The organism is Pyrodictium delaneyi, from assembly GCF_001412615.1.
GTDB classification, from domain to species: domain Archaea; phylum Thermoproteota; class Thermoprotei_A; order Sulfolobales; family Pyrodictiaceae; genus Pyrodictium; species Pyrodictium delaneyi.
Genome location: NZ_CP013011.1, coordinates 275,730 through 302,320, shown reverse-complemented (window position 1 = coordinate 302,320; position 26,591 = coordinate 275,730). Strand labels below are relative to the sequence as shown.

Here is a 26,591-nt window from a genome sequence, read left to right as displayed (position 1 = left end):
GCAACTGAGCATCCTCATAAGCCGTCTACAAGGGACAAGTAGCGCCACGCTATAGCCCTCACTAGGGCTCAAGAAGCGTTACATAGAGATAATAAAAATCAGCAGTACTCTATTACCGAATAGCTGTGGTGTAAATTATGGTGGTCTACACTAGCTCCACAATTACGGGAGCCCCGGTGACTGCCCGTGCAGGCACATACGCATACTGCTTCCTCGTCGTAGAGCCAGACGAGTTCCTAAAACTCCTAGACGGGAAGGAGAAGACTATGATTCTGGTACGCCGGTGAGCAAGCGCGATCAACCAGGGAGAAGTATACACATACGTGGCGAAGTAGGGCGAACTCACAGTAATAACAAGGCCAGAGACCTTGCCACCATTACCCTCTGGTACAGGGGGTCGTGGAGGCTAAGAAGCTCGTACTCTCGCTCCAAGTCCTAGCAGCACTAGCCTCAATAGCTAAGCATAGCCGGCGAAGAGGCGTAATGCGATCCAGAAAACTATTCAGAGAACCGTTTAGGCGTTCACATACGCCCTCTCTGTCGCCGTGTAGCGGCGGCTCCGCTGGTCATACTCCGCGAGCCCACGCGCCACTAGCTCCTGGAGCTTCTTATACGCCGTAGACTTTGGTATCCCAAGCCTCTCCGAGACCTCGGTAGGGCCCACCCAGCGGCCCTCCCGGCGAACCTCGACAAGGAGCCCCAACACCCTCCGGGCAGTCGGGTCGAGCTCGACATACCGGAGGTTCGCCAACTGTTCCTCGGCAACGACGTCGAAGCCCTCACCCTCCAGCCGGAGCACCATCCTCTCCACGAGTCTCTCCGGCAGAGACAATGCAGCCACAAGGGCAGCCACCACGAGAAGCCGCGGCCCCCCGGTAAGCGCCAACACAAGCTCACCAGAGCTCTCCGCGTAACTCTCTAGCAGGGCCTTAAGGCGGCCAGCAAGCACGGAAATTCTTTCACCACGATAGTCTATCCGGACAAGCTCTGCCCCGACGCCGAGCTGTTCCGCAAACAGTCTCAGCTGGGAGAAAGCCCTACTCACCCGGCTCCACGAAGACTCATCCGTATAGAGAGCTAGAGCATACAGCCGGTCAGGACGGTGCTCAGTGAGGGCCCTCAATGCAAACCTCTCGTCGAAACCCAGCGTCGCAACAACCAGACGTTGCCGCTCCACTGTAACTCCCAAAGACTAGACACGCGCCCAGCGCAGCAACCTAATAATGCAACGGCCTCCGGCCAGGCATCACGTTCATGGCAGTGTAAACAGAGAATGCTGGCGAGGCTGGCTGGATAGACTTGTACTGTCAACTACACGGTTGACGTAAGACCTTACCGAGGAGCGCCAAGTAGAAGCAAAACTGAATTATACAGAACTTGTCAGGGAGGACCATGTACTAGCTACAAGTGCCAGAGTGCTGTGCTCACCCGACAGCTTCAACGTCGTCTAAATCCTTCAGGGAGTTAAGTAGATGGAGATGATAGCCTCCTCCACGGTGCCGTGAACGCTATATCAGCAACACTTAAGTCTGTCTACAAGAACTCTGTATAAAGCGGCGGCGGATCTTGCAGGAGCAACAGCTCCGGCTCTACAGGCTACCGGAGCTACTCTCCTTCTTCGCCAGGACCCGGCGCTTCGGCGTACTTGACCGTATAGCTAACGCGCTAGGCCCTGACCAAGCCCTAGCTGCTCTCTACGATGCACTCCGCATATTCCGCAGTAGCTGTCTAAGCGGAGACCGGGGAGAGGACTGCCCCAGCAACGCAAAGGAAGTAGTTGAAAAGGCTAAGTACGAGGTTGAAAAGATAGCAGAGCTCCTCCTAGACCCCCGTAGGGCCGAAGAGGGACTTCGCTTAGCCCGCACTGCTGCACTCCTCGCACTCGGGAGATAACCCCCCGAGAGGAGGTGGAACCCTCTTGCCCGTCTTCTTCTCGCTCTCAGCCCGTTTACTCGTAAACCTCGAAGCTCTAAACATGGCCGAAAACGTGGGCAACGTCGTCCGGCACCGCCGCGCCCCCGTAGTACTCCGCACAGACCAAGGCTTCGTACTCCGCTACGTACCCGTGATCAGCGGCGAGAGCCTCGCCCACCACTACCAGCGGCTCCTAGCAGAGATAGCAAAGCAGAGAAACATACCCGTCTGCAACGCATGCAGCCAGGGAATATTTCTCAAGCACAGCAATGAAGAAGTGTTCAGGAAATATGATAAGAAAGAGTACGCAGTTTTTGAAAATGCTGCACAAGTTGAAGAATATGTTGTAAAAAACTGTGTTATCGAGGATGTAGGGGGATTCCTAGTAGCTGCAAAGGAGAAAAAGTCAAAGGCAAAGAATGCTAAACGTACGTCAAGATTCCGTATAGGCTATATGATCCCAGCACTTGACGCGCTGGAGGCTGGTGCAGCTGCAACTGAGGCACAATTCCATGTTAGATATTCACCGGAAGCCGGGCAAAGAAGAGATGAAGAAGAGACCACCCAACAAGCCATATACTATGTCGAGATAGGTAGTGCTGTTTACGTGTTCAACTTCGCCCTAGACGCTACAGGTGTAGGAGCGCGCAGCATGGAAAACGAAGGAGCTAGCGGGAAGGATCCATACATACTTCCGCTCGAGGAGCGATTCAGGCGGGTAGAGGCAGCGTTTGACGCGCTAGCAGCCTTCCTCGGTGGAATGGCTTGGGGCGCGAAGATTTCCCGGTTCCAGCCACACTGGAAGATACTAAGCCTAGTAGCAGCGGTGACAGAGCCTATACCCTTCAATGTCTCACCTGGTCACGGTAGGGACTACCTGGCAGAGACTGTATCAAGAGCATGCAGTCTTGCAAAGATAGTTGATGGGTTCAAAGCAGCAGTATACTACTACGATGCCGAAGGCCTAGCAGAGGCCATTAGATGCGACAATGTCAAAGTAGAGAAACACAAAAACTACCTTGAGACAGTAGAGAAGGCTAAGCAAGAGACACTAGAGAGGCTCTCCTAGGGTCTAGTCAAGGCCAGCAACAATTTTAAGCCCCCGTTTTAGGATGTCCTAACCCTCCCTCCGCCCATAGCCGTCACGATAGAGCCGCGGGGTAGCCATCCTCTTGAAGCCAGTAATCCTAGTGAGTAAGGCCAAGCTAGCATGGGGGTTTAGCGTACGCTATGCAGGACTCTCAGCAGCACAGCCAGCATTACCCTTACCGCCACCAACAACAGTCATAGGCTTTTACGCTGAGCCCTTAGCCAGGCTACTAGGACTTAGCGAGTACAGTCACAACGACATATGTAGCCCAGCAGGACTGCTAGCAAAGTACACTCTCGCAGCTGGGGCAGGACTGGACCCGGAGAGTCCCTCGGGGCTAACAGTGTATAGTGAAGTGACGCATGTAGTCTCGCTGCCATATCAGAGGGAGAGAAAACAATGGGAGACTTACGCCTGGAGTGTCCAGGCGCTAGGTGCTTCTTATGGTCCTTCGGCGCTACTCTTACTAGGTCTCGTAGTCGATGCAGAAGGCTTGGCACGTGAGCTTGGAGAAAAGGTGAGTAACGTTATAGATTACCTTGCGTGGGCTGGCTGGAGGCTTGGCTCCAAGGAAGGCCTTGTATCAGTTACTAAAGCATATGTATCCGATGCAATACAGTCCAACGACATGTTCTCTACCCTGCTATATCAAGACAAAGATATTGTACAGCCACTTGATCTAGGCTATGTGCGCGAGATAGTTATGTGGAGGCCTTCTTCAAGCGTATTCTGTGGTGCAAGCATAGTACCAGAGTACATCTCATACTACCTTCCTTCGAGCCCTCTCTCGTCACCCTCTACAATACTTCCGCCAGAGAGACCAGTACGCTTCAAGACGAGAAGAGGCTCGAGAACTTACTGTCTTGATGACCAAGTCGCGGGACTATGTCTAGCTGTAAGGGGTGCATAGCTGTGACGTATATAGTAGAGCTGTTCCCGCCTGGCTTCATGGGGCGTGGCTTCCAGCTATTGGCTCTCAGTATTGAGCCGACGCTCGTAGCAGGTATTGAAAAAGATAGAGCAATATTCGGTAGTAAGGAAGAATTTATCGCATTGATCCAAGTAGCTGGAGAGCGAGCACTAAGCCTATTGAGAGACAAGCTAATCCAGCCCCCACGTATGTTTGGCAACGACCATAAGCCTATACAGAAGATCCTAGGACGCACCATATCAAAGGATGAGAGGAGATGGGATATAGCAGTAAAACTTGTAGTTGATGGTATCCTGAGTGATTCTGTGAGCCTTGATAACCCTAGGATAGTCCCTATGGGACTAATGAAGCTAAACATATTTGAAAAAGCGAGAACAATGAGGGGTGGTATTAAGCCTGGCTCGAAAAGTTTGCTAAAAGAGATGACGCCTGCGGCGTTTACGCTTGCACTAGTAGGAGGATTGTTATCAAAAATTGGACGTGTAGGGAGCAGGGGTCTCTATATTCTACCGGTCCCAGAAGCCGGCACCTACGACTTAGACAATATCGGACTCTTATACTCCCTCCTAGTGTACACTGCATCAGACTCGCAACTGGCTCCACTAGGGAAACTCCTGGTCAGCGGGGGAGCCGAGAAGCTTCCAGTTAGCCTTGACGTACTACTCCTCTTGTACGGCTCAGCCTTCATAGCTGAGTTACTTGAGGAGCAGGTCGATGAGACATGTATGAAGGTAGGTGGAGTGGACTCGAAACTTAACATGCTGCTAATTGCTTCTGTAACTGAGTCTGGTAATCGTGCCATACTCAACCAGCTTCTGCCGCTGTTGTTCTCCGAGATTCTCTGCAAGCTTGGCTCAAAGCCGCTCGCCATTCTTGCGCCCTTGTTGTGGCGTAGTGTCTCTACTGGCGTCTGTGGCAGTGATCCGGATCCTGGCAGGAAGGCTGTTGCGCATTGTGTTAGCAAGCTCTTTCTGTACACTCTGACCGACAACGATGTTTACCTCTACGATTGCGTCAGATTGCTACGAGGGATAAGTGATAGTAGACAATGTATTGGCCAAAAAGGAGTACTAGACTATGCTGCTCGTGTCCTTTCAGAGTACTACGCTAGGCTACGGTACACGTTGACACCGTAACTATAGGGTGAAACCTTGTGAACCCGTGGGAGCGGCCAGGGATTGACGCGCTAGTAAAGGAGTCACTGCACGGAAATGTCGTGTTTATTGCTCCTACGGGTTATGGCAAGAGTAAGTCTGTGCCTAAGCTCCTCGAGGAAGCTAGTAGACAAGGTGTTGCTACACGTGTCATGCATATACTTCCTCTGAGGGCCCTGGTTGAGCAACAGTACCGCTTCCTTAAAGAGCTACTAGGTGAGGCCGCAGGTTATCTTGCAGGATTAAGGTTAGAGGAAAAGGGTTACTCAGGATTCATGCTCCGCAGAGCAGTGGTGTCTACTCTTGATAGTTTCGCGCTCAACATTGCGAGATTGCCGGTCGTTGAGCTCGCGGGAGTGCTTGAGGGAGTTCTCGAGGGCCATTATGAGCTGCCTCGAGCAGCTATAGCCTCGTCTCTCGTGGTGCTCGATGAGACGCACTTGTATGCCGAGCCGTGGGCTAGCGAGGGACCCTTATCTCGGTGGTTTCTCTCAGTAGTCCTCCAGGTGCTTGCAGGGGCTAATATACCAGTAGTTGTTGAGACTGCTACTATGAGCGAAAGGCTTGTCAACGATATCGCCAGAGTTATGGGGGCCAAGATAGTGGTAGTGTGTAGAGAGTGTTGTAGGCCTGACTGGCGTTGTGTGATAGATCGGGGCTACGAAGAGAAGCATAACATTGCCTGGAGAACGAGTATCGCTCCCAATAGGGATGAGGCTGTTAAGCGTGCAGTAGAATATGCTCTAGAGGGACGCCGTGTATTGGTCGTTGCTAACACTGTGACCTCGGCACTATCAATATATGAGAGCATTATAGAACGCCTAGGTAGGAAAAACGTTGTACTTGTTCATGGAAGGCTTTCTCATCGCGATAGGGAGGAAGCTATTGAGCGTATAAGCTCTGCCAAGCTCATAGTGGCGACACAAGTCGTAGAGGCTGGTGTAGACGTGGATGCTGAGATCCTTGTAACCGAGGCAGCTGCGCCGAGCAGTCTTGCACAGAGAGCAGGCAGACTGTGCAGGAGCAATAGAACCCTTGAAAGGTGCAGAACCGAGCCACCCGAGATCATCCTATATATGCCAGAAAAGACCTATCCTTACCCTAAGAACGTTGTTGCATCAACACTAGGCACGATATGTGGGATTGTAAAGAAAGGGGGTATTGAGTGGAGACTACTTGACACACATAGGCTGAATGGTAAAACCCTTACATCCTTCCGCGTGCTGGTAGAGAAATACGAATCTGAGAGCTTAGTCATGCTTAAGAGCCATGAGGCTGCTGCTTACCGCGAAATTCTCCGCCATACTATTAAAGGTGTCTTTGAGGGGTCAAAGCTCTCAAAGGTACTGTTCAGCAAGTATTGCAGCCTTGTAAGGAACGCAACACTAGTAGAGCTAGCTGTACCCCTTGAGGACAACGGTAGAGAGGACTACGATACTCTTGAAATTTCACTTGACCTACTAACGTGGCTAGAGCGTAACGGTAGACGTGTGCTAGACTGTGACAGGAATAAATGTAAAGCTGTCTTGGTGGGTTATAGTGATGAACTAGTGAAGGTGCCTGTGGAACTCCCCCGCAGCCGTGTAGCAAAGGCTCTGAGCGATTGTAGGAGCTATACAGAATTATACCCCGTACTTCTCCGAGAAGCCTCGCAGCAAGCAGGAGTAAGGGGGTTCCAACTCCTCTTTGTCACGGCACCCGGGGCATATGTGAAGGGACTGGGCCTAATGGGGGTATGATAAAGACTTTGGCCCTATACGCATGGGCTAGGGTACGATTAGGGCATCACTCATGCAATGTTGCAGGCTTGCTCTTGGGCCTCTTTAGCGAGGAACTCAGAGTCACAGCAAATAGGCTAGGCGTGAATGCTGAGAGCCTCTACATAGCAGCAGCGATTGCTGCTCTTCTCCATGATGCTGGGAAGGCCTCACCAGGGTATCAAGAGAGAGTTGCCACACGCCCCGTGTTTACGTGCCACGAACTAGTAGCAGGTAAACTTGTCCTGGATACTTCTATACGTATCCTGGAAGGACGTATAGAGGATAAGTATGCACAACTACTCGCAGGCCTAGCAGGGCTAGCGGCGCTCAGACACCACCATGGCATGAGGAGTATTGACTTCTGTCGGAGGGAGGCTAAGAAGGGAAGAGTCCACGGTCTCTCACGGGAAGACTTTGCACTACTAGCCTCGGAGTTCGAAGAGACATGTCCACCATCAAGACCCATAATAATGATCCTCAATAGCCTCGACAATGACTATGACCCCTTAGGCTCTCTTATAGCACTAAGCAAACACGTTGAGAACCTCACAAGAATAGTCGGTTTTAGAGAAGAGGGACTAGCATTCTATGCTTCACAGCTAACCGGGTTCCTAAGTCTTGCAGACTATCTTGCAGCCTCAATCCTCGATGGGAGGAGAAAAGACAACGAGCACCCTAGAGGCTATGCTGCAACAGCGCTCAAGGAACTCTCTTGGCGTCTTATGACTGGGATAGAAGGTAAGGTACAGCTCACAGACTTGCTAAAAGGGATAGCTATGGACGGTATAAAATTCATGAAAAGGCTATTGAGTAGGCTCTGACAAAAAGCCTAAGGGTACAGTGAGTCATAGGGGATAGACTGTTCAAAGACTATTCCAGACTATTTTAGGATGATTAAATTCCTGATTCTTGTACTCATATTCTCAGTACGTGACTTATAGAGCTTGTTCATGTTCTTCTGAGATTAAGCCCCTACAAGGTTGGGGGTGGAAGGGGGCTGGTTGGCTGACTTCGGAGGCATAACAGTAGTGTAGGAGCTGCCTAAGAACCGTGGACCGGCTTGGGCTGTTGTAGCCTTTATGCTGTTCTGTGGCCTATTGTTGCTGGTGCGCTTACTAGGCCTAGGTAGCCTCCGTGGACTGCATAGCTTGAGAGTACTGCGGCGTAGTCGGCGTAGAATGGTAGTCGTTTGCGGTACTCGGTGGGTAGCTGTAGCTCTTCTGCAGTCTTACGGTCTGTCCTCATGTATATCTTGGTGTTGGCTAGTGTGACTACGAGGGGGCTGAGGTCGCTCTCCCGGTGGGTGGATAGTAGTAGGGATATTCCGCGGCTCCTGCCTAGCCTTGCTAGGCGCTCGAGGGTTCTCCGGAGCATTTCGGCGTATTCGCCGCCGCCCCTGGGGAAGAATAGGTGGGCCTCGTCGACTACTAGGAGTATCTTACCGGGGCTTTCTCCCTTCTCTGCGGCTGATGCTAGGCTGCGGAGGAGCTGGTAGCCTAGTAGCACCTTGACGGCTGTGGGGTCGCTCTGGGCTCTGGCTGCAGCGTAGCCTAGGTCGAGCATTAGTGTGTCCACGGCGAGGCTCCTCATCGCCTTTGCTAGCTCGCTGTAGTCTATCCCCGGTGCTGCCGTGTTTATCACGCCGGTGTTTGCGAGGACTCGTAGCCGGCGGAGTAGGTGCTGTAGCGTCGCCTCGGGCGCGTAGCGCTTAGCCTCTTGTATCCTGCGCTCTATGCAGTGGGCGAGCTGGGCGGGGTGTGGGCTGCGGCAGCTCAGAGAGTCCACTATCGCTGGGAGTACTTCGCGGGCGCGCTCCGTCATGTAGGGGTCTATCTCTGCTAGCTGCTTTGGATCCTTCAGCTTTATGCTCCTGGGCGCGATGTACACGCTTACTGTCTCCTCGCCGCCGCAGTCCACGGCGTACCGGGCCTCGTAGACGTCTTGGATCCCCGTGTCTAGGAGCTTGGGGCTGTCTGTGAGCCTGCACTCGCCCTTGGTGCGGCTGTACATGGCTCTGGCTATCCCGGCTAATGTCTTGGCGTAGTATTCTGCCTCGTTTCTGGGGCTACAGTGGTCGCCAGGGCAGGGTATGGCTACGATGCCCCGGAGTGCAGGCCCCTTCACCGGCTCCCCGGGCTTGGCCCCTACTCCGTAGAGCCTTAGTATGCCAGCTCTCTTCGCGTCCACGAGGGACGCGGGAATGTAGCCCGGGAAGAGCCCGGCGACGTAGTCCTGGTTGGCGTCGAGCACGACTATGTGTACGCTGCCCCGGCTCGTCTTCGAAACACTGTAGAGCACGTTCTTTACAAGGCTCGTCTTACCGCTCCCCGTTGTCCCGGTCACGAGGACGTGCTTCACCATCACGCTCCAGGGGAGGGATACTGGCACCGGGGAGCCGGCTGCGAGGTATGGCTGGTCCATTATCGCTAGCGCTCCCAGCACGACGTCGCCCTTTGGAGCTATGAGGGCTGAGAGTACCCGTGGATGTGGTATAGCGACGGGGCTTCCCGGGTCGAGGGGGAAGGCTGGTGCAAGCTTCTCCGCTCCGGCTAGTAGCTGGGTTATCTCTTCCAGGCTCCGGGCCCTCGATGCTTTCTCGAACCCGTCTCTGCCGAGGTGGACTGCTAGCACTGGTCTCACGTACAACCTTATGCTGACAACGTTGCCGGCTACTGTTACTGGGCTGGGCTTGGCGAGCGGTATACTGGTGAGCGGCTCGTGCGCCCCGAGCACCCCGGGTATGCTGGAGCGCGTAGATTCCGCCACCTCGCCGAGCACTATACTCGCAGTCTTCGGGTCAACTATAGCGTAGAAGTAGCCCGGCGAGAAGACCTCAGGATGGCTATGGGCTAGCCCTATCCAGGCCTCCGGCGCCATATCCACGGGGACCAGGTCGGAGCCTATATCCCGGGACGCGGATACGCGGCCTACAAGCCAGCCATACTGCTGTAGCGTCTCCACCCCCAGCTCGGCAGCGAGGAGCCTTGCGAGCCTCTCCGCAGCCTCTACCATCTCCTCATAGCGCTGGACTATGCGGCGGCGCTCGCTCACCATCCTCTCAAAGCTCGCGCCTTCGGCCCCGCTGCTCATCACCTGGCAGCCCCCTGCTCGGCCATCGATAGGTGTGTATCGTAGCTGAAGCCCACAGCGTGGCGGAGGGTATTGTAGAGCACACGAGCACTGTGCTTGGAGACGCGGCGTGCAATGTGGTCGGCTAGCGTTATGGGGAGTGGCACCTGGGCGGCGTCAGGATAGCCCATGAGCTCTACTAGTCCTGCGAGCAGCTTGAGATCGTCCTCGATCATGTCGTGTAGCCTCCACTTGTCGAAGACTATGCTACCACGACCGTCTATGGTGACGCCATACTCGCTCTGCATCACGACGGGTATCTCGACTCGCAGCAGGATCCTGCCGTGGAGGGGCGAGGGAACGTAGAGGTAGTAGCTCCTCTTAACTAGCATCTTCTGGGCATAAACCCTTCCAAGGCCGCGGAGCTCCAGCACATCTGCGAGGTTGCGTCCGCCGCGTATAGCTGGCTGGTAGGCGTCGAGCTTGTTGTCCTTGCTATTCTTTAGACCAGCTAGCTCTCGGATAGAAGCAGCCACGCCGCCTAGGTTAAGCACCGTCAAGATGGGCCCTATAGCCGCGGGGGCCTGGTAGCCGCCTAGCCAGCCCCTGGGCCCGTAGGCGCGGACGAGCATCTCTACAAGCTGGGCGTCTCTGGAAGCGTAGAACCCAGCAGCCTCTACCCTCTTCCTCCACTCTTTATCGGCCATCAAGGCCGAGGCGAGGAAGCGGCTTCTCTCAAGCCGCTTTACGATACCTATTAGCCTTATACCGCGTATCAGCGCCTCCTCTATCAGCTTGCCCCGGTCGAGCACATTAACAAGGTAGCTTAGCGCGTAATAGGCCTTCAACGCGGTGTATGGTGAGAGTCCAGCTAGGCTTAGGCTGCGAGCGACTTGTACAAAGAGCCCCGGTGTGCTGAAGATAGGCCCGTCTACGGAGACTAGGGAGCCGCTGGGGACCCAGCTTAGCAGCCACTTTAGCGCCCGGTTCTCGAGCCATACCCGGTTCTCGTCAAGCATGGTCTGCCGGTTGAAGCCGTTCCAGTAGTCTAGCTCAGCGATCACGCGGCAGTAGGGGGGCTGCCCATTTCCACCGCTACACCCGGGTAGAAGCGAGGCGAAGATCCGGGGATCCACTAGTGGAGAGTCGGCTACAAGTCTGCCGAAGGAGGGGGTAGCAGTGTAGCCGAGCCCTAGGCTTATCACGGGTTCCTGGCCTAGCTCGAGGCGAGGGAGGACACCAATGTCGGGGTAGGAGCCAACCACGATTATGTTGGATACGTGAGAGATGGCGACGCTGTATACACCCATGAAGAGTGTTGCTGCCTCGAGCCGCTGGCTGCTACCATCCAGCCCGTAGGCTTCTAGCCGGCTCGGCGGCTCGGGGAGAGGATGGATGAGCGAGTTCAGCCGCTGGCCTACTAGGTCTGGCTCGGGGAGCCGGGACCATACTACCTTGCCCTCGGCTTCCTCCTCGCGGTCCTCCTCGCCTACACCTGCACCTCCTATGCTGGCTGGGCGGGGCTGGCTGGTAGAGGCTATGCGTAGCAGCTCACCTGCTATGCCTGCTATGTCTAGTAGGGTTGGCGTCGACAAGCATTAGAACCCGGGTATTACCTCAACTCCTGGAGATATAAGGATTGCCCACAGGTGTGGCAGCCGGCATGACGGTGGTCTACTTCGTCCACAGCCTGACACAGCTAAACCCCCAGCTCTGGCACATACTCGGCCACCCCCACGTAATGGTCTCAGCCGACGACGCTGCCCGCAACCCTCCCAGATCCGTGAAGCTCCTCCGAGGCCTCGACGTCATCGTCGATAGTGGCGGCTACCGCCTCATAAGCCGCGGCCGCCTACCGAGCCCGGAGAAGGTCATAGAGATCCAACAGCTACTAGCCGACGAGGTAGGCGCAAAACCAGTCGCGCTAGACACCCCAGTCCCCAACCCCCTAAAGGCCGATGACGCCGACTTCCGCGCAGCAAACGAAGCCACCGCGAACAACGCCAGACTCTGGACTCGAGTCTTCGGAGACCACTTCATCTACCCCCTCCACGCCCATACCCCAAGCCAGCTGTCTGATGCCCTCCAGAAGCTCCGCCGAACAGCCCCCACAGTCGAGGCTATAGGGCTCGGAAGCCTAGCACCCCTCGCACGCTACCAGCCAGCCAAAGCTCTGAGGCTCATCCACTATGCACGAGTACACATCGATAAGCGCATCCACGTATTTGGGGCCGGTAACAGCCTCCTCGCAGCACTAGCCCACACAAGGCTGGCAGACACTGCAGACACTAGCAGCCCCCTACAAGACGCCCGCTACGGGCTAACCCGGCACCCCGAGACACTTGCAATGGCCCTCACAGCGCCCCGCCAGACCCCGGGAAGACCACGCGCAACCCCCCAAGAGATAGCAGCTCGCTGCAACTGCCCAGCATGCAGAGCTAGCCCCGAAGCGCTAGCAGAGTGGGGTAGACAGGGAGTACTCGCAAGGACTATACACAACGCTTACCAGTTGCTAGAAATACTAGAGAACCCCGAAAAGACGCTACAGCTACTATCAAGACGACCGCAGCTAGCTAGAGAACTCCATCACATCTATGTTGCAATGACACAACACCATACTAGACTAAGGCTATAGATCCTAATCGGTATACTTACAGTCGTCTTTTGAGTTGTGTTCTCCACCACATAGATGTAGGTTGTGGTGATGATGTTGCTAAGCTTACAATTCTCTTTTGAGTTATGCCGCCACTGGGCTACACCATACAGGGCAGCAAGAGCGGTACCTTACAATTCTCTTTTGAGTTATGCCGGGAGCGGCCAGCAGCCTGGTCGTGGACGTGGCCATCCTGGCGGTCTTACAATTCTCTTTTGAGTTATGCCACGAGCATCAGCGGCACGACGCAGATTCCGATAACCCTCAGCAACTTACAATTCTCTTTTGAGTTATGCACTACCTGCACTTCCTCGCTTGCCAGCGTGTACCATGTCCCATCCTTACAATTCTCTTTTGAGTTATGCCTGGCAGAGGCGGGGCTGCTCGAGCGCAGAATACTGCCGAAGAGCTTACAATTCTCTTTTGAGTTATGCTTATTAGCTTACTCCCTCTTGCCACTGAACGCATAAACTAAAATCTTACAATTCTCTTTTGAGTTATGCCTATACAGACATACTCAGTCACGGACGCTGTCACCCCTCTACTTACAATTCTCTTTTGAGTTATGCTACTACACTTCATCAGGATAGCAGTCAACCACATAGCTTACAATTCTCTTTTGAGTTATGCCTGGTACGCTACAAAGACTATCGCTGCCGCAACAGCCGCGACACTTACAATTCTCTTTTGAGTTATGCATGTGGAGGATCTAGAGTTCACGATAAGGCGGTGCGTCTTACAATTCTCTTTTGAGTTATGCGCTGGCGCTGGGCCAGCATAACCCACATAAAAATTTAGAATCTTACAATTCTCTTTTGAGTTATGCCAGGCTTGAAGACTGCGCGATAAGTCCAGCCTTGGAGATGCCACTTACAATTCTCTTTTGAGTTATGCGGCTAGGACTTTAGGCACTTGCTCCACTTTCGGGGACACTCCTTCTTACAATTCTCTTTTGAGTTATGCGCCGCTGCCCAGCCTCACACCGCGCCACGCCGCACTGGCCTTCTTACAATTCTCTTTTGAGTTATGCAGGAGTTCACGATAGACACTAGCGGCACCATAAGCTTCACTTACAATTCTCTTTTGAGTTATGCACTACTCCTAGAAGCCTTATACTGCCCTCGCGATGCAGATCCCTTACAATTCTCTTTTGAGTTATGCAACGCCTACTCCCGACCAAGATCCGCATCCTCGCATACCTCGCTTACAATTCTCTTTTGAGTTATGCCCTACGGAAGGGCCGAGGTCATGCTGCCGGCGCTGGATAAGCGCTTACAATTCTCTTTTGAGTTATGCGCCCTCATGGCCGATGTCTTCGCGTTCATGGTCACGAGGAGTCTTACAATTCTCTTTTGAGTTATGCGCGACGACGTAGTGAAGGAGACCAAGCAGATAGCCGGCCCCTTCCCTTACAATTCTCTTTTGAGTTATGCCAGCCTCACCTCCACCCAGTCAGTCTTAATCATGCCAAACGACCTTACAATTCTCTTTTGAGTTATGCGGCTGACAGTGCCCTCATTTGGTATGATTAAGACTGACTCTTACAATTCTCTTTTGAGTTATGCAGACCTTGAGCTCCGCGTCGAGAACCTCCCTGGGGAGTACTTACAATTCTCTTTTGAGTTATGCTGGGCCACGTATGCTGGCATAAGTGCCGCGGCGAGCTAATGACTTACAATTCTCTTTTGAGTTATGCATATTCAAACTGTTTAATATATCCGCAGCTCTATCAACAGCTCTTACAATTCTCTTTTGAGTTATGCCTAGACGCACTCGGGCCCGTTCACCACGATATCCCAGCACCTGCCTTACAATTCTCTTTTGAGTTATGCAACTTACCGAAGAACGCCCATATATCAGCCATTAACTCCTTCAACTTACAATTCTCTTTTGAGTTATGCTCGGGGGAGAGACATGAGCGTGGAGATAAGGAGCGAGTATGAGCTTACAATTCTCTTTTGAGTTATGCGCGGGAACAGGACGGCCACAACGCGTACGATATAGTCTCTTACAATTCTCTTTTGAGTTATGCTAGGCAGGATAAAACTAGCCATACATCAGCCCGGAAAACCTTACAATTCTCTTTTGAGTTATGCCCGCGAGAGAGTTGTTGCATTCGTGAGGGCTCGACGCCCTTACAATTCTCTTTTGAGTTATGCTCTAAAACACACTGGAGACAAGGCTGAGTGTAATGTATTGAAGCTTACAATTCTCTTTTGAGTTATGCGAGTATATAGAGGAGTGGGAGGAGGACACGGGCAATGCTACCGCTTACAATTCTCTTTTGAGTTATGCAGCATGATCTTGAACTCTCTTATCCTCATCCTACTCGCTACTTACAATTCTCTTTTGAGTTATGCGAGCAGATAGATACAGTAAGTATACCCGTCACAGTAACTATCTTACAATTCTCTTTTGAGTTATGCTCCTTCCCATCACCGGGCGGTGGCTTGCCGTGGATGCCACTTACAATTCTCTTTTGAGTTATGCTTAGGTATCTTCGGCGTTTTGAGTGGCCGCTTCGCCGTGAGCTTACAATTCTCTTTTGAGTTATGCGTATTCCTCGAGTATCTCTTTGATTCTCCTTCCTCCGCAGTAGCTTACAATTCTCTTTTGAGTTATGCACGTATATAAATCTAGTGATCCTTGTTGCTCGGCTACAAGTGCTTACAATTCTCTTTTGAGTTATGCGGGCCCGCCGAGGGCCCGGTCCAAGGCGCACGCACATGCTTACAATTCTCTTTTGAGTTATGCTGGAGGACTAATGCGCTACATAGTACGTGTGGAGTACCGGGACTTACAATTCTCTTTTGAGTTATGCAAGCGCTCCAGAAGCTCCTCTATCTCCGCTAGCTTCTTTGCTTACAATTCTCTTTTGAGTTATGCTATAAGGGTGAGATGGTACGTCGAGCCCGAGCCCGCCGTGGCTATCTTACAATTCTCTTTTGAGTTATGCCTATGCCCAGGCGGGGGCGCAGCGGGGGTACGCTTCTATACTTTCTTACAATTCTCTTTTGAGTTATGCATACAGCGTGTAAGGGATGCGCTGATAGAGTGGCACTTCGAGAACTTACAATTCTCTTTTGAGTTATGCTCGTGGGTATCCATACCGCTGACAAACCCGCGGCCCTGGTCTTACAATTCTCTTTTGAGTTATGCTCGCCGGCTTGGCAGGCCGGCCGTCCCAGTCCAGGCATGGTCTCTTACAATTCTCTTTTGAGTTATGCCTCGAGGAGGTGGGGGCGCTCGACTGGGCGAAGAGTCATACACTTACAATTCTCTTTTGAGTTATGCAGCGGCCATGAGGGCGAAGGTAGCCCTTCCACTTGCCCGGTATGCTTACAATTCTCTTTTGAGTTATGCTCACGCTCTTCCCTAGGAGCTGCGGGTGGCCCGGAGTAGCACCTTACAATTCTCTTTTGAGTTATGCGCGTGGCCATAGGCCCTGCCGTCCTCGACATACCATCCGACGCCTTACAATTCTCTTTTGAGTTATGCGGCGTCGTCGAGCACCTTGACTACCTTGTAGAGCTTCATGTAGCAGAGACTTACAATTCTCTTTTGAGTTATGCTTTGTGTGGAATGTATGGTTTCTTGTTGGGTTCTGGTGGTGTAGGATTCTATGGTTCCTGTATTTATTTGTTTTCTTCTTCTTGGGAACAGTCTCAATTCCGTTACCGTCGGGCACTGTGTCTCCGTGAAGTGTGTTCCCATGAAGACTTATAAGGGTGTAGGCGTGTTCCCAAGAACACTTTCAAATCCACTAATTACGTGTCCCCATAGAGTTGAAACCAGATCCAAAACACCCCAGAACAGAGAATCGACACAGCAGACAAAAGCTGGGAGAGAATAGCGTTAATGTTGTGTCGTCATTGCCTGCTCTGGCTAGTTGCTTTCCTTTTCTTCGATCCATGGCTCGAGCGGAGGTGGTATCCGGTGGCGGGGCTTCTCTATCTTGACTTGGTGTATTTCGCCTAGGCCTAGGCCTGGGCTTGCTCCGGCGCCGGTGTAGAGTCCTGCTTCTAGTAGCTGGTGTAGTGCTTCGGCGAGGGCTCTGGGGCAGGCTGCGTGGTATGCTGCTTGGCCGTGGAATACTGGGGGTTCGGCTCCGTGGCTTATGCGTATCCGTATCCGTCTCGTTCGGTCTACTGCTAGCTCTAGGCATGGCTGGAGGCGGCGGGCTAGGGGCCGGTAGTCTATCCCGGTGGCTGTGCTGAGTCTGCGGGCTATGCTTGCGACCAGCCTCCAGGGGCTCGGGTAGGCTACGACTGCGCCGTGGAACCGGTAGAATGTTGGGCCGTGGCGTACCTCTATGAGCGCTGCTATGGGTTCTCCTTCGCCCTGGGTGTCGGGGTGTGGTAGTTTGAGCCTCTTCTCCTCGATGCGTAGCTCCTCTACCTGTAGCTCCTGTGTCCAGAGCCCGAGGCCAGCCATGAACCCGGTGGCTAGCTGCTGGGCTGTAGCTATGCCGGGTGAGCCCCAGAAGACGGCGCGGAACCAGTACGGCTCGCCGGGCGCCAGGTAGCCGCCGACGGGGGCTGTGGAGCCCTGGGGGTATATGGGGGAGACGCGGAAGAGCCCGCCTTTGTCGAGGACTATGCCGGCTCTATTGAGGCTCTCGTAGACTGTGCGGCCCGCGTAGACACCGCTCCATGCTGTGAGCCGTACGCGGCGGAGTGGACGGAAGACTACGTGGGCTACGTAGAAGATTGTCTCTATTGTCAAGGTGCTGGGCAGCCCTCCCGGGGGAGCTGTGGGTGACACAATAGGGGCCTGGGCATAAATACGGTGCTTGGGTTCGTGTTTGCCCGGCCTCCTTGGTGTTGTAACAGTGCCATGCCCTATAACCCTGTTATCGTAGTTTTGAAAAGGGGGCCGGTGATGGGCCTGGTCTCCTGGGTAGAAGCTCTTTCACGGGGGTGTATGGCTGGTCTTGGCGCAGCGCGGTGTATACTTCCTGGTGGGCGTCGCGATTATAGCGGTGCTCGTTGCAGCATCGTATCTGGTGGCGCAGGAGAAGAGTGGAGCCCCGTCGCCGGCGGCGGGGGAGGCGACGGCTACTGCTACGGCTACGGGGCATACTGCCGGGCACACGGTAGCAGCTACACATACTGCTACGGCCACTGAGGAGGAGCACGAGGCAGAGCACTCGGCCATGGAGACGGAGGTGGAGGCGGCTAGAGAGACTGAGGCCAGTACACACACCACCTCGGCTGCCCAGGCTGGGAAGAAGCTAGTGGTCTACGTGTACGAGGACTTCATGGCGTGGGGCGAGGACCCGGAGCTGTTCGACAAGCTTGTGGAGAACTTCACCAGGGAGACCGGGATCGTTGTCGAGCTGCGGCGGTTCGACGGAGCCCGCAACATGGTTACCCAGGTGATAGCTGAGAGCCGCGCCGGGATGGAGACCGCTGACGTGGTTATAGGCGTGGACCCAGTGCTCCTCGTCGAGCTGAAGAAGCAGGGCCTGGTTGAGTGCTACGCCTCCCCGCTAGCAACGGGGAAGCTGGTAGAGGCGCTTGACCCAGAGGGCTGCGCGACACCGGTAGACTACGGGCTTATAGCGCTGGTCTACGACCCGGGCCGGCTCAACGAGACCGAGCTGGCTATGCTCCGGGATGGCGTCACGCTAGACGAGCTTGTCGCACTAGCACCGCGGATAGTAGCAGAGGACCCGACGCAGAGTAGTACAGGGCTCAACTTCCTCCTCTACACGGTAGCGGTCTCTGAGCTGGAGAACCGGGACTGGAGAGACCTATGGCGGGCCATGAAGGAGAACGGCCTAATGGTGGCGGCGAGCTGGGGCGACGCCTACGACGAGTTCTTCCGCGAGGGCAGCCCCAGGGCCATAGTAGTGAGCTATGGCACCGACCCGGCGTATAGCGCCTGGTACAACGCCCGGGAGGGTGGAGAGGAGAAACCGAGCGTCGAAGCCACCGTGCTGGTGGCGGGCGGCGAGAAGATAGGCTGGCTACAGGTAGAAGGCGCAGCGATAATCAAGGGCGCGCCCCTCGAGGAGGCCAAGAAGTTCGTGGACTGGCTGCTGAGCAGGGAGGTCCAGGAGGAGATACCGACTAGCCAGTGGATGCTCCCCGCCAGCAGCGAGGCCGGGCTGCCGAGCTTCTACCGCTACGCTCTAGGCGTAGACAGCGTTGATAAGCTCGGGAACAAGCTGCTCCCCGGCAGCAGGGTCGCAGGGGAGCTTGAGAAGTGGCTCCGCGACTGGCTAAGCGTGATGAGCGGCTAAGGCTCCTCGGGGGCCTCGGCCGCGCGCTAGAGGCGGCAGCGTGGCTCATAGCGCTGCTCTACACGCTCCCCATAGCCGTGGCCCTGGCTCTTTTCTGGCCCCCAGGCGGGGCTCCACCCTTCAGCCTCCCGCGCGTCCTAGCCTGGACCATCGGCCAGGCCGCCGCGAGCGCGTCCATCGCAGTGGCCCTGGGCTGGCCTCTTGGCGTGCTCGCCGGGTTCTACTGGCTCCCCGCCGCCCGCGCCGCCGTGGCGGCAAGCCTGGCGCCCTTCATGTCCCCGGTCGCCGCGGTGGCTCTGGGGCTCCGCGCGGTCTACGGCGAGGGCGGCCTGCTAGGCGAGAAGGCCCCCATGCTCCACGCCTTGGCTGAGGGCTGGACGGGGGTACTAGCGCTACACAGCTACTTCAACATAGGCCTAGCAGCCGCCATGACCGCGGCCGCTGCGGGCTCGACCGAGAGGAGCGTAGTCGAGCACGCCCGTGTACTAGGGCTACGGGGGCCCCGTCTATGGCTCCGGGTGCTCATCCCCCTCACCCGGCGCGCCGCGGCCTACGCCTGGAGCCTGGCATTCCTCTACTCCTTCACGAGCGCCGCCCCGCTCCTCGTCCAGGGCGCAGCCTACCGCTACTACACGCTCGAGGCCTGGCTCTACACCCTGTACCGCGGGTTCCCGGGGCTCATCGGGCTCGTACCAGTGCTCGCCCTCGCGGAGCTGGCGCTAGCTGCCCTAGCGGCGTGGCTGGTTCTACGCCTGTCCAGGGGCCTAGTCTCGTCGCCGCTAGCTGCCCGGGGCGAGGGCGTGCTAGAGCTGCGTGGCGCCTGGAGGCTCCTAGCCCTCGCCTATGTAGCTGTGCTGCTGGGCTACCTCTACGCGCCCGTGGCTGGCCTCGCGCTCCAGGCGCTAGACGCGGACCCCGGGAGGCTCCTGGCCTACGCGGAGCGGGGCCCAGGGCTACTCGGCGCCGTGGCTAACAGCCTACTCTACGCAGCCGCCTCCACCACGCTGGCCCTAGTCCTCGGGCTCACGGCTGCCGAGGGCGGCCTAGCCGTGGCAGCTCTCTCGCTCATAGCCGTGGCCCCCGTAGCCTACGGTGTCGCTGCTAGCCTCGCCTACTACCGGCCCCTAGCAGGCCTCCTCGGCGGCGACACAGCCTCCAGGCTACTCATACTCCTAGCCCACACAGCTGCCGGCCTCCCCCTAGCCAGCCGGGTCATGGCGGAGGCCTGGGCCCGGCTCCAGCGCGAAGTCGGCGACACCATGCTCCTCCTCGGGCTCCGCGGAGCCAGGCTCATCCGCCACCTACTAGCAGCCACAGCACCCCTCACGGTCCTCGCCGCAGGGCTAGCCGCAGCCGCCAGCCTGGGAGAGTTCGGCGCAAGCATAGTCGTCTCAATCCCCAGCACCTGGAGCCTAACAGTCCTAGTCTACAACATGCTCGGCAGTGGCAGGTTCTTCCACGAAGCCTGCCTAGCAGCACTCATCCTAGAAGCCATGAGCCTAGCAGCCATAGGCCTAGCCGCAACAGCCGCCAAATACATAGCAAGAGCTAGAGCCTAGCCAGGACAAGGCGCCGGCCTCCCAAGCCGGTGATTCCAGGTTCAAGTCCCGGCAGACCTTGTCATATACATCATATGAATAAGCTATCATTCAATTACTGCTAATTAATCCGCAAATGTAAGTGTATTTAAGTTATGATGTTCTTATAATCTCTATGTTGTTGATCTTAACCCTCTATACGCATTATAGAGTACCTAGTGGGTATTTCAATTGGTGACTCTGACGATTTCAGAGAGTATGTAAGGATTTACCGTCTATCTTTACATAATTTTTCTGAACTCGTGAGGATCCACTATAGGGGCTTAAGGGCGAGGATATTCTTACACAATATGTGTGCTCATTATAAGCGCCTTACTTTCACTTGCTGGGCGAAGGATTACTTCACAAGAAAGCAGGCCACAGGAGGATGCTCTGCTCCGTTCTTCCATTTCTCGTAAGCTTTATCCCATCTTCTTAAGAGGTCCTTCCTCTTGGCTTCGTCTCTTATTTTCTCTACATACCTCCTTGGAATATAGGCTAGGTAGTGTGGCAGCTTGGGCTCAAAGACTCTGCTCTCAACGATCCTCCCGCCTGTATTCTCTATAAGCTCCCTGAGCTTCTCCATCGGGAAGTGGTGGAGATCATCTTTTCTCCATATAAGGCCTCGAAGATTTCCTCGCGTAGGTTGTAGAACTCTAGGTGGGCTTTCTGTCGCTCATTCCTTGCTATCGGGAGGCTCTCCGCTATGAAGACCATTTCCGAGACGCGGAGCATTTCCGAGATTACCTTGACTATGGTTTCCTCGTTTTCAAGCTCCTTATCCTGTGGACGAGAACGGCTAAATCGAAAGTCTTGAAGGGAAACGGGAGCTCCCTTGCATCAAGCTTTAATGGGATTATCCTGTGCCTGACGCCGGCTGCTGCGGTTATCTCCTCGAAGAAACGCCATCTTGCTTTATCGACCGCAACTACTCGGCCAGTTTCGCCTACGAGGTAAGCTAGTGGAACCGTTGCCAACGCGTGGGGACCACAGCCTATCTCGAGGACGTTCATTTCCTCCTCCAGAGGGGCGAATTTGAGGACGCGGAAGCGCTCAAGCATCTCGACATGAAGCCAATTAGGAGGAAGCGGGGGCTCGTTCCGGGGCGGGATTTTTCGAGAGGATATCTTTCCTGAACGCTTCCTCGTCTCGGAGCACATAAATCACCTATTAACAGCCATAACCGGTGTCATCCTCTTTTTATAAGGCTTTTCAGAGAAATTTATCAATTTAATTTATTCTAAGAAAATCGGATCCTTGGCATCAACGTAGCAGAGTGGCTTCCTCTATAGCCCTAATGTTGGCATAGACTAGGTCTCCTTCAGCCAAGATACTCTCTACGGGGATCAGACTGTAGTTTCACACCATGTAGAAGGTAGACTAGCGTATTCGAGCCTATGTGGATCAAAGAGATTCAGCCCTTACTGCCTTCTCGGCGAGCTTTTGGTCTACTAGGCCTAGGACGCCTTTACACCTCCTCAATATACTTCAGCGCCCTCAACATCGACTACAAGGTGTGTTTCCATATTATCATGAAGTAGAATCTTGCTTGATTACCATTATTGCATAGTGTTTCCAGCTAATAGTTTCCATCGGAAACATTGCTTATAGGTCCCAAGCCTCCGGAGCCGGAGGCTTCAGAGTTCTAGCCTACGAGAAGGGTTACGGCCACGATGAGTGGGCACAGCTCTTGAAGAGCTTTAGCATCGTCGGTTCATGAATGTTGAGGTTCCAGAGGCTGGTGATGATTATGCCGGCCTTGAGATATTATCAGGTCTGTTAGGGCCTCCTTGAATCCTAGGTATGAATCACTTCTATGCCTAGCTCTTTGGCTACGCTGCTTTGCTTCTCGTCGAGTGTTAGTAGCGGCAGGTTCTTCTCCCTAGCCAGGGCTAGGTATAGGGCATCGTAGACGGTTATCCTATGCCCGAGTGCTATCCTCAATGCTTTCTCGACGTACTTTTCCTCGGGCTCTATAACGATGTTCACGTTTATCATGCTGTCGAGTATCTTGTAGAGCTTTACTGCGTCTGTCTCGCTTATTATCTTCTTAACTGCACACGCTTTCCAGATAGCGTTAGTAACCTCCTTGATTATGTGGTCGACGGATACAGCGTTGACGAGGTATAGGGCGAGTTTCTTCCATCCGGGTTCTTTTAGTATGAAGGCTGAGAGTGCAGAAGCGTCAACCGCTATCACGGTCCTCCCTCACAGAGTCCTTCGAGAAGCCGGAGGGTGTCTGGACTGGTATCTTCTCGAGCTCCTCAATAATTCTCTGCATATTCTCCTCGGCTTCTAGCTGCCTAATCTTCTCCTCGACGAATTTTCTAAGCTCCTCAGGCCAGTTGACTCTATCCCTATACTTCTCCATCTTCTCTTTGATCTCCTTTCTCACTTTGAAGCTGACTACGCTCAGTGCAAACACCCGCGACACAGAGCAGAGGGTATACCATGTAATAAGACTTGTCGGTATACCATTAGGTAGACTCACGCCCCTATAGGACTCGGGTTAATGGGTTCTGGTCTCCGAGGCTCTCTGTATCGCCCCCAGCAACCTACCTTGGTAGCGGTAGAGGATTACAGCTATAGACAGCTATCCGACGCGGCATCCACATTCCTCACTGGAGCGTTGCAGCGTTTCAGATGCTGGAGCGTTATTGGGGCTCTAGCAGAGTTTCTCTGCTGCTCTGGGTTCTGGGGCATTGGCTGGCGCGGCTGTTGTGGATACGAGTGTGCTCCACGCGTACCTCGTGGAGGAGGATGTGCTCCACCCTTTGGCGGCTGGGCTGCTTAAGGCGCTGGAGGAGCCGGTGGCGCCGTCTATTGTTGTGCATGAGCTTGTGTGGAGTCTGAGGCGGCGGCTTGGCCCTGGTGCTGCGGGGTCGCGGGTTGGCTGGCTGCTTGCTGGTGGGCTGCGGGTGGAGCCGGTCCGGCTGGAGGACATCTGGTTCGCGTTGCGCGACCCTAGGCGCTACGAGGACTTGTTGGTGGTATCGGTTGCACGGAGGCTGGGGCTCCCCTTAGCCACTCTCGACGAGGGCATGGCCCGGCTCGCTTCCCGGCACGGCGTAGAGGTTCTATCCGCGTAGCCCGCCAGGGGCATGGACGCTGTGGAGGGGCTGGGCGCGTGGAGGTGGTGGGGCACCGTGCCAACACGGTGAGGTGGCTCCGCCGCCACCTCGCCTGCACCCGCAGCGTTGAGATAGACGTGTACCTGCGCAGCGGCGTCCCCGTCGCGGGGCACCTCCTCCCCCGGGCGAGGCCGCTGCTTCTCCGGGAGCGGCTAGCCCGGCTCCTCGAGGGCCTACACTTCACCCCCAGTAGGCCGCTACGGGAGCTATTGGCCCACGTGCCGCCTGGGAGCATGGTTATGCTCGACCTCAAGGATCGGGTGCCCCCGCGGCTCCTCGCCGAGGCCCTGGAGGGGGCGTGGGGGTTGAGGCTGGTCCTCGTCACACGGTGGCACAGCGACACCCGAGAGTTGACCGAGGCGCTCCCGGGCGCACGGGTGCTGCTGAGCATCGATAGCCGTCCAGCCGAGCCACGCGTGCTAGTGGAGGCGGCGGGGGCGCATGGTGTTAGTGTCCGGGCTAGCTACGTGGACCCGCAGCTAGTGGAGGCGCTGCACCAGGGAGGCTACCTGGTCGCGGCGTGGACTGTGAACGAGCCCCGGGAAGCACTCCGGCTAGCAGAGCTAGGCGTAGACATGATTGTGAGCGACGTGCCGTGCAAAGTGGCTAGAGTGCTCCAAGCAGGAAGGAGCAGCTAATGTGGTATGTCTCGGGCGATAGCTTGTTGTCAGCCCCGTAGTCACGAGTCGCCTAGGACTCCTCGGAGAACACGGTTACCCGGTTGAAGCAGTGCCGTCTTGAGGCACGGCTATTAGAGAGCTAGATTATAACACTAGATGACACTGTAATGTAGAAGGGGAAAGGCTAGGTGACTATCTTCTCGAGTATGCCCTTCTCGGCTGCCTCGCGTAGCTCCCGGGCTATCCGGCGGCCCATGTACATTGGGTCCTCCCAGTAGAGGCTAGCGTAGGGCGTCTGGAGCCCCATGTACACGTTGGTGCCGGCTACTATCCTGCCGCTGAATTCGAATATCTTGTACTCTAGGTTCTCGGTGACTATGCCCTCGAGGCTGTAGGGCCCGGCTGCGGGGTAGCCGGTGGCCCTCTCCACGGCCCTGGCGAAGCGCTCACCATAGTCCAGTACCCGGGCGAGGAGGCTCTCACGCGCCACGATCGGCATGTTGGCTACCACGGTGTAGCTGGGCTCTAGGCCTAGCTCCTCCTGGAGCCGGGGCGGTACCCGGGCGAGCCCGTCCACGTTGCTCTCTAGCCGGATATCCATGCCTAGAAGCTCCACCCGGCCGTGGACTAGGCTGTTGAAGTAGTGGCTGTAGAGACGGACACCCACCACGTACTCCTGGATGACCAGGTCCTCGAGCCGGTAGCCCTGCTTCTCTAGCTCCCCGACGACCCTCTCCACGCTGCCGGGAGCTGCTAGCCGGTAGCCGCGGCCACCCTTAGCCCCGGGGAGCTTGACTATCACCGGGACACCTGCCTCGGCTGCTTCGCGGGGCGAGCTGAACCTCCGGGGCGTGTCTATCCCGGCGTCCTCTAGCAGGGAGAGCTTCCGGTCCCAGCTAGCCTCTATCTCCAAGAGGTACCGGTTGCCGAGAACGGGGAGCTCTAGCTCGAGGAGCGTCTCCACACCCACGTACTCGATGAGGCTCGCATGTGGCACGAGAACAGCGTTGGCCTCTCGGAGCTCCCCTACAACGCGGGGGCTGAGGAGGTCCCGCCAGGACTCGACCACTATCGCGCGGCTGTAGAGCCACGGGAACCGCGAGTATATCGCATCATAGTAGCGGCGGTGCGCGACCAGTATAGCCTCTACACCCTCGTCCCGGGCACCACGCAGCAGCTGCAAAGCGGAATGGCTTGCAGGCACAGCTAGCCGGATACGTCCTAGGTCGTAGCCCCTCACAGCCTCCTGGCCGGGACTCCTACCACGAGCCAACCCGGGACAACCCGGCGGGAAGACAGAGGCCAGTACTCTAGTACCTTTACGCTCCTGGGGTCGCTAGGCAGCCACCATTACTTAGCGATCCTTAATAGAGTTCCATGATCGTCAAGACAAGGTTGACGGGCTACTGTCTGGGCTGTATATGCGGAGAGGAGGCCTACATGATACGGGAGAAAGACTATGGACGTATACTATTGTCATACCTCAGTAGCTTCCCTGCATCCTCTGTACATAGTCCATGAATCCTAGCACGGAGTTTAGTATCATCCGGCGGCCGTGGGGTGTCCCGCCGAGCCTCTGGTAGAGCCGGGCTGTGTAGGGGTCGCGGTCGAGTATCGCTTCTAGCGTCTTCTCTGGGTCTAGGCCCCTGGCTAGTGCTTCTCGTACTGTCTCCTCCCAGATGTCTACCTGCCACCGGTGCGTCTCCAGCAGTTGTGCCGGGCCGAGCCCGATGTGGGTGAATGCTATCCTGTCGGGCTTCTCGTCGATCATACGTCTCAAGCTTTCTCTGTACATGTCTAGGCGTAGGGGTGGTGGCGTGGTCGGCGCTAGGCCTTGTGAGCTCGGGTCGTACATACCGGCGGAGTCGCCTGGGAACAGTATGCGTTCGCCCTGGCCCACAGCGGGTTCTAGTAATATGCTCTGGTGGTGGCTCGCGTGGCCGGGGGTATGGATTATCCGTAGCCGGGCTTGGCCGAGACACAGCTCCATGCCGTCCCGGGTCTCGTGGACAGCGCTACTAGGAGCTGGCTCGGGCTCCCCGTAGACGAGCGCGGTCTCGCCGAGGGCCTCGTTTGAGGCTTTCCAGAGCTTCGAGGGGTTCACTATGTGTGGAGCGCCCCGGGGGTGGGCCCAGATGGCCACCTGGAGTCCTTGCTCGGTGAGGAGCCCCGCGACGCGGCCCGCGCCGCCGCCATGGTCTATGTGGACGTGTGTCAGGATGATCTCTACTTGTCTACCGTTAGCTATCTCGGCGACCGCCTTGGCGACACTCTCTGCCACCGAGGCGGGGCCGGTCTCTACAACTGCTACTGCTTGCTCACCGCCATCGACAATATAGACGCGTATATACTCGGCGCCGAAGTCCCGGGGTGTAGCGTCCAGGACGTATAGCCGGGAGTAGCCCAGGTCGATCTGCTCCCTCATGGCCTGCACGCTTCCGCCCC

22 protein-coding genes, 1 tRNA gene and 1 CRISPR repeat array are annotated in these 26,591 nt (G+C 55.6%); of the genes, 13 read left to right on the top strand and 10 right to left on the bottom strand.

Annotated features, from left to right (window positions below):
* The first annotated feature begins 137 nt into the window (after nt 1-137).
* Complete coding sequence (locus Pyrde_RS10575; protein ID WP_156327977.1) at nt 138-287, top strand: hypothetical protein; 150 nt, start codon at nt 138-140, stop codon at nt 285-287.
* Nucleotides 288-514: 227 nt separating this feature from the next.
* Here the strand turns inward: Pyrde_RS10575 and Pyrde_RS01555 are convergent, their stop codons facing one another.
* Nucleotides 515-1,177, bottom strand: a complete 663-nt coding sequence (locus Pyrde_RS01555) for a helix-turn-helix domain-containing protein (protein ID WP_143522202.1) — start codon at nt 1,175-1,177, stop codon at nt 515-517.
* A gap of 389 nt (nt 1,178-1,566) precedes the next feature.
* Here Pyrde_RS01555 and Pyrde_RS01550 point away from each other — a divergent pair, with 389 nt between their 5' ends.
* From Pyrde_RS01550 to Pyrde_RS01525, 6 genes are all read left to right on the top strand, one after another.
* Nucleotides 1,567-1,893, top strand: coding sequence for a hypothetical protein (locus tag Pyrde_RS01550; RefSeq protein WP_055407615.1), 327 nt, complete (start codon nt 1,567-1,569; stop codon nt 1,891-1,893).
* A gap of 25 nt (nt 1,894-1,918) precedes the next feature.
* Nucleotides 1,919-2,983: a type I-A CRISPR-associated protein Cas7/Csa2 gene (cas7a, locus tag Pyrde_RS01545; protein ID WP_055407614.1), complete on the top strand. Its 1,065-nt coding sequence runs from the start codon at nt 1,919-1,921 to the stop codon at nt 2,981-2,983.
* 103 nt (nt 2,984-3,086) lie between these two features.
* A complete protein-coding gene (locus tag Pyrde_RS01540; protein WP_055407612.1) occupies nt 3,087-3,914 on the top strand; it encodes a type I-E CRISPR-associated protein Cas5/CasD in 828 nt (275 codons plus the stop codon).
* A 2-nt stretch (nt 3,915-3,916) separates the two neighbouring features.
* Nucleotides 3,917-5,071 carry a hypothetical protein gene (locus Pyrde_RS01535; protein WP_055407610.1) on the top strand — a complete coding sequence of 385 codons (1,155 nt, stop codon included), beginning with the start codon at nt 3,917-3,919 and terminating at the stop codon, nt 5,069-5,071.
* Nucleotides 5,072-5,088: 17 nt separating this feature from the next.
* Nucleotides 5,089-6,828, top strand: coding sequence for a CRISPR-associated helicase Cas3' (cas3, locus tag Pyrde_RS01530; RefSeq protein WP_082419389.1), 1,740 nt, complete (start codon nt 5,089-5,091; stop codon nt 6,826-6,828).
* Nucleotides 6,829-6,836: 8 nt separating this feature from the next.
* Nucleotides 6,837-7,670, top strand: a complete 834-nt coding sequence (locus tag Pyrde_RS01525; protein ID WP_180385504.1) for a CRISPR-associated endonuclease Cas3'' — start codon at nt 6,837-6,839, stop codon at nt 7,668-7,670.
* A 256-nt stretch (nt 7,671-7,926) separates the two neighbouring features.
* Here the strand turns inward: Pyrde_RS01525 and Pyrde_RS01520 are convergent, their stop codons facing one another.
* Nucleotides 7,927-9,939, bottom strand: coding sequence for an ATP-binding protein (locus tag Pyrde_RS01520; protein ID WP_055407604.1), 2,013 nt, complete (start codon nt 9,937-9,939; stop codon nt 7,927-7,929).
* A complete protein-coding gene (locus tag Pyrde_RS01515; RefSeq protein WP_055407602.1) occupies nt 9,939-11,513 on the bottom strand; it encodes a DNA double-strand break repair nuclease NurA in 1,575 nt (524 codons plus the stop codon). The genes Pyrde_RS01520 and Pyrde_RS01515 overlap by 1 nt, the downstream gene beginning before the upstream one ends.
* A 44-nt stretch (nt 11,514-11,557) precedes the next feature.
* Here Pyrde_RS01515 and Pyrde_RS01510 point away from each other — a divergent pair, with 44 nt between their 5' ends.
* Entirely contained in the window at nt 11,558-12,553 is a 996-nt protein-coding gene (locus Pyrde_RS01510; protein WP_055407600.1) for a tRNA guanosine transglycosylase family protein, read from the top strand.
* A 15-nt stretch (nt 12,554-12,568) separates the two neighbouring features.
* A CRISPR array of direct repeats spans nt 12,569-16,143; the repeat unit is 25 nt; unit sequence CTTACAATTCTCTTTTGAGTTATGC.
* A 313-nt stretch (nt 16,144-16,456) separates the two neighbouring features.
* Here Pyrde_RS01510 and cas6 read toward each other — a convergent pair.
* The gene (gene cas6, locus Pyrde_RS01505; protein ID WP_055407598.1) at nt 16,457-17,296 is read right to left on the bottom strand and encodes a CRISPR system precrRNA processing endoribonuclease RAMP protein Cas6; all 840 of its coding nucleotides are present in this window, start codon (nt 17,294-17,296) and stop codon (nt 16,457-16,459) included.
* Between the two features lie 208 nt (nt 17,297-17,504).
* Between cas6 and Pyrde_RS01500 the strand changes: the two genes are divergently transcribed.
* The 3 genes from Pyrde_RS01500 to Pyrde_RS10570 all read left to right on the top strand — a co-directional run bounded on the left by Pyrde_RS01500 (nt 17,505) and on the right by Pyrde_RS10570 (nt 20,431).
* Nucleotides 17,505-18,818 (top strand): thiamine ABC transporter substrate-binding protein, encoded by a 1,314-nt coding sequence (locus Pyrde_RS01500; RefSeq protein ID WP_055407597.1) that lies wholly within the window; start codon nt 17,505-17,507, stop codon nt 18,816-18,818.
* Nucleotides 18,782-20,377, top strand: coding sequence for an ABC transporter permease family protein (locus tag Pyrde_RS01495; RefSeq protein WP_055407595.1), 1,596 nt, complete (start codon nt 18,782-18,784; stop codon nt 20,375-20,377). The genes Pyrde_RS01500 and Pyrde_RS01495 overlap by 37 nt, the downstream gene beginning before the upstream one ends.
* A tRNA-Gly gene (locus Pyrde_RS10570) sits at nt 20,366-20,431 on the top strand. The genes Pyrde_RS01495 and Pyrde_RS10570 overlap by 12 nt, the downstream gene beginning before the upstream one ends.
* A gap of 322 nt (nt 20,432-20,753) precedes the next feature.
* Here Pyrde_RS10570 and Pyrde_RS10795 read toward each other — a convergent pair.
* The 4 genes from Pyrde_RS10795 to vapB form a co-directional block, all read right to left on the bottom strand.
* Nucleotides 20,754-20,981, bottom strand: a complete 228-nt coding sequence (locus Pyrde_RS10795; RefSeq protein WP_197272703.1) for a hypothetical protein — start codon at nt 20,979-20,981, stop codon at nt 20,754-20,756.
* A gap of 166 nt (nt 20,982-21,147) precedes the next feature.
* Entirely contained in the window at nt 21,148-21,555 is a 408-nt protein-coding gene (locus Pyrde_RS10790; protein ID WP_197272702.1) for an SAM-dependent methyltransferase, read from the bottom strand.
* Nucleotides 21,556-22,192: 637 nt separating this feature from the next.
* Nucleotides 22,193-22,594 (bottom strand): type II toxin-antitoxin system VapC family toxin, encoded by a 402-nt coding sequence (locus Pyrde_RS01485; RefSeq protein ID WP_055407593.1) that lies wholly within the window; start codon nt 22,592-22,594, stop codon nt 22,193-22,195.
* Nucleotides 22,581-22,811, bottom strand: coding sequence for a type II toxin-antitoxin system VapB family antitoxin (vapB, locus tag Pyrde_RS01480; RefSeq protein ID WP_055410602.1), 231 nt, complete (start codon nt 22,809-22,811; stop codon nt 22,581-22,583). The genes Pyrde_RS01485 and vapB overlap by 14 nt, the downstream gene beginning before the upstream one ends.
* 286 nt (nt 22,812-23,097) lie before the next feature.
* Between vapB and Pyrde_RS01475 the strand changes: the two genes are divergently transcribed.
* Complete coding sequence (locus Pyrde_RS01475; protein ID WP_055407591.1) at nt 23,098-23,484, top strand: PIN domain-containing protein; 387 nt, start codon at nt 23,098-23,100, stop codon at nt 23,482-23,484.
* Between the two features lie 38 nt (nt 23,485-23,522).
* A complete protein-coding gene (locus Pyrde_RS01470) occupies nt 23,523-24,164 on the top strand; it encodes a glycerophosphodiester phosphodiesterase (protein WP_055407589.1) in 642 nt (213 codons plus the stop codon).
* A gap of 166 nt (nt 24,165-24,330) precedes the next feature.
* On the opposite strand, the gene Pyrde_RS01465 is transcribed toward Pyrde_RS01470, so the two are convergent.
* Nucleotides 24,331-25,419: a formate--phosphoribosylaminoimidazolecarboxamide ligase gene (locus Pyrde_RS01465; RefSeq protein WP_082419386.1), complete on the bottom strand. Its 1,089-nt coding sequence runs from the start codon at nt 25,417-25,419 to the stop codon at nt 24,331-24,333.
* Nucleotides 25,420-25,629: 210 nt separating this feature from the next.
* A complete protein-coding gene (locus tag Pyrde_RS01460) occupies nt 25,630-26,571 on the bottom strand; it encodes an MBL fold metallo-hydrolase (RefSeq protein ID WP_231656816.1) in 942 nt (313 codons plus the stop codon).
* Nucleotides 26,572-26,591: the final 20 nt, after the last annotated feature.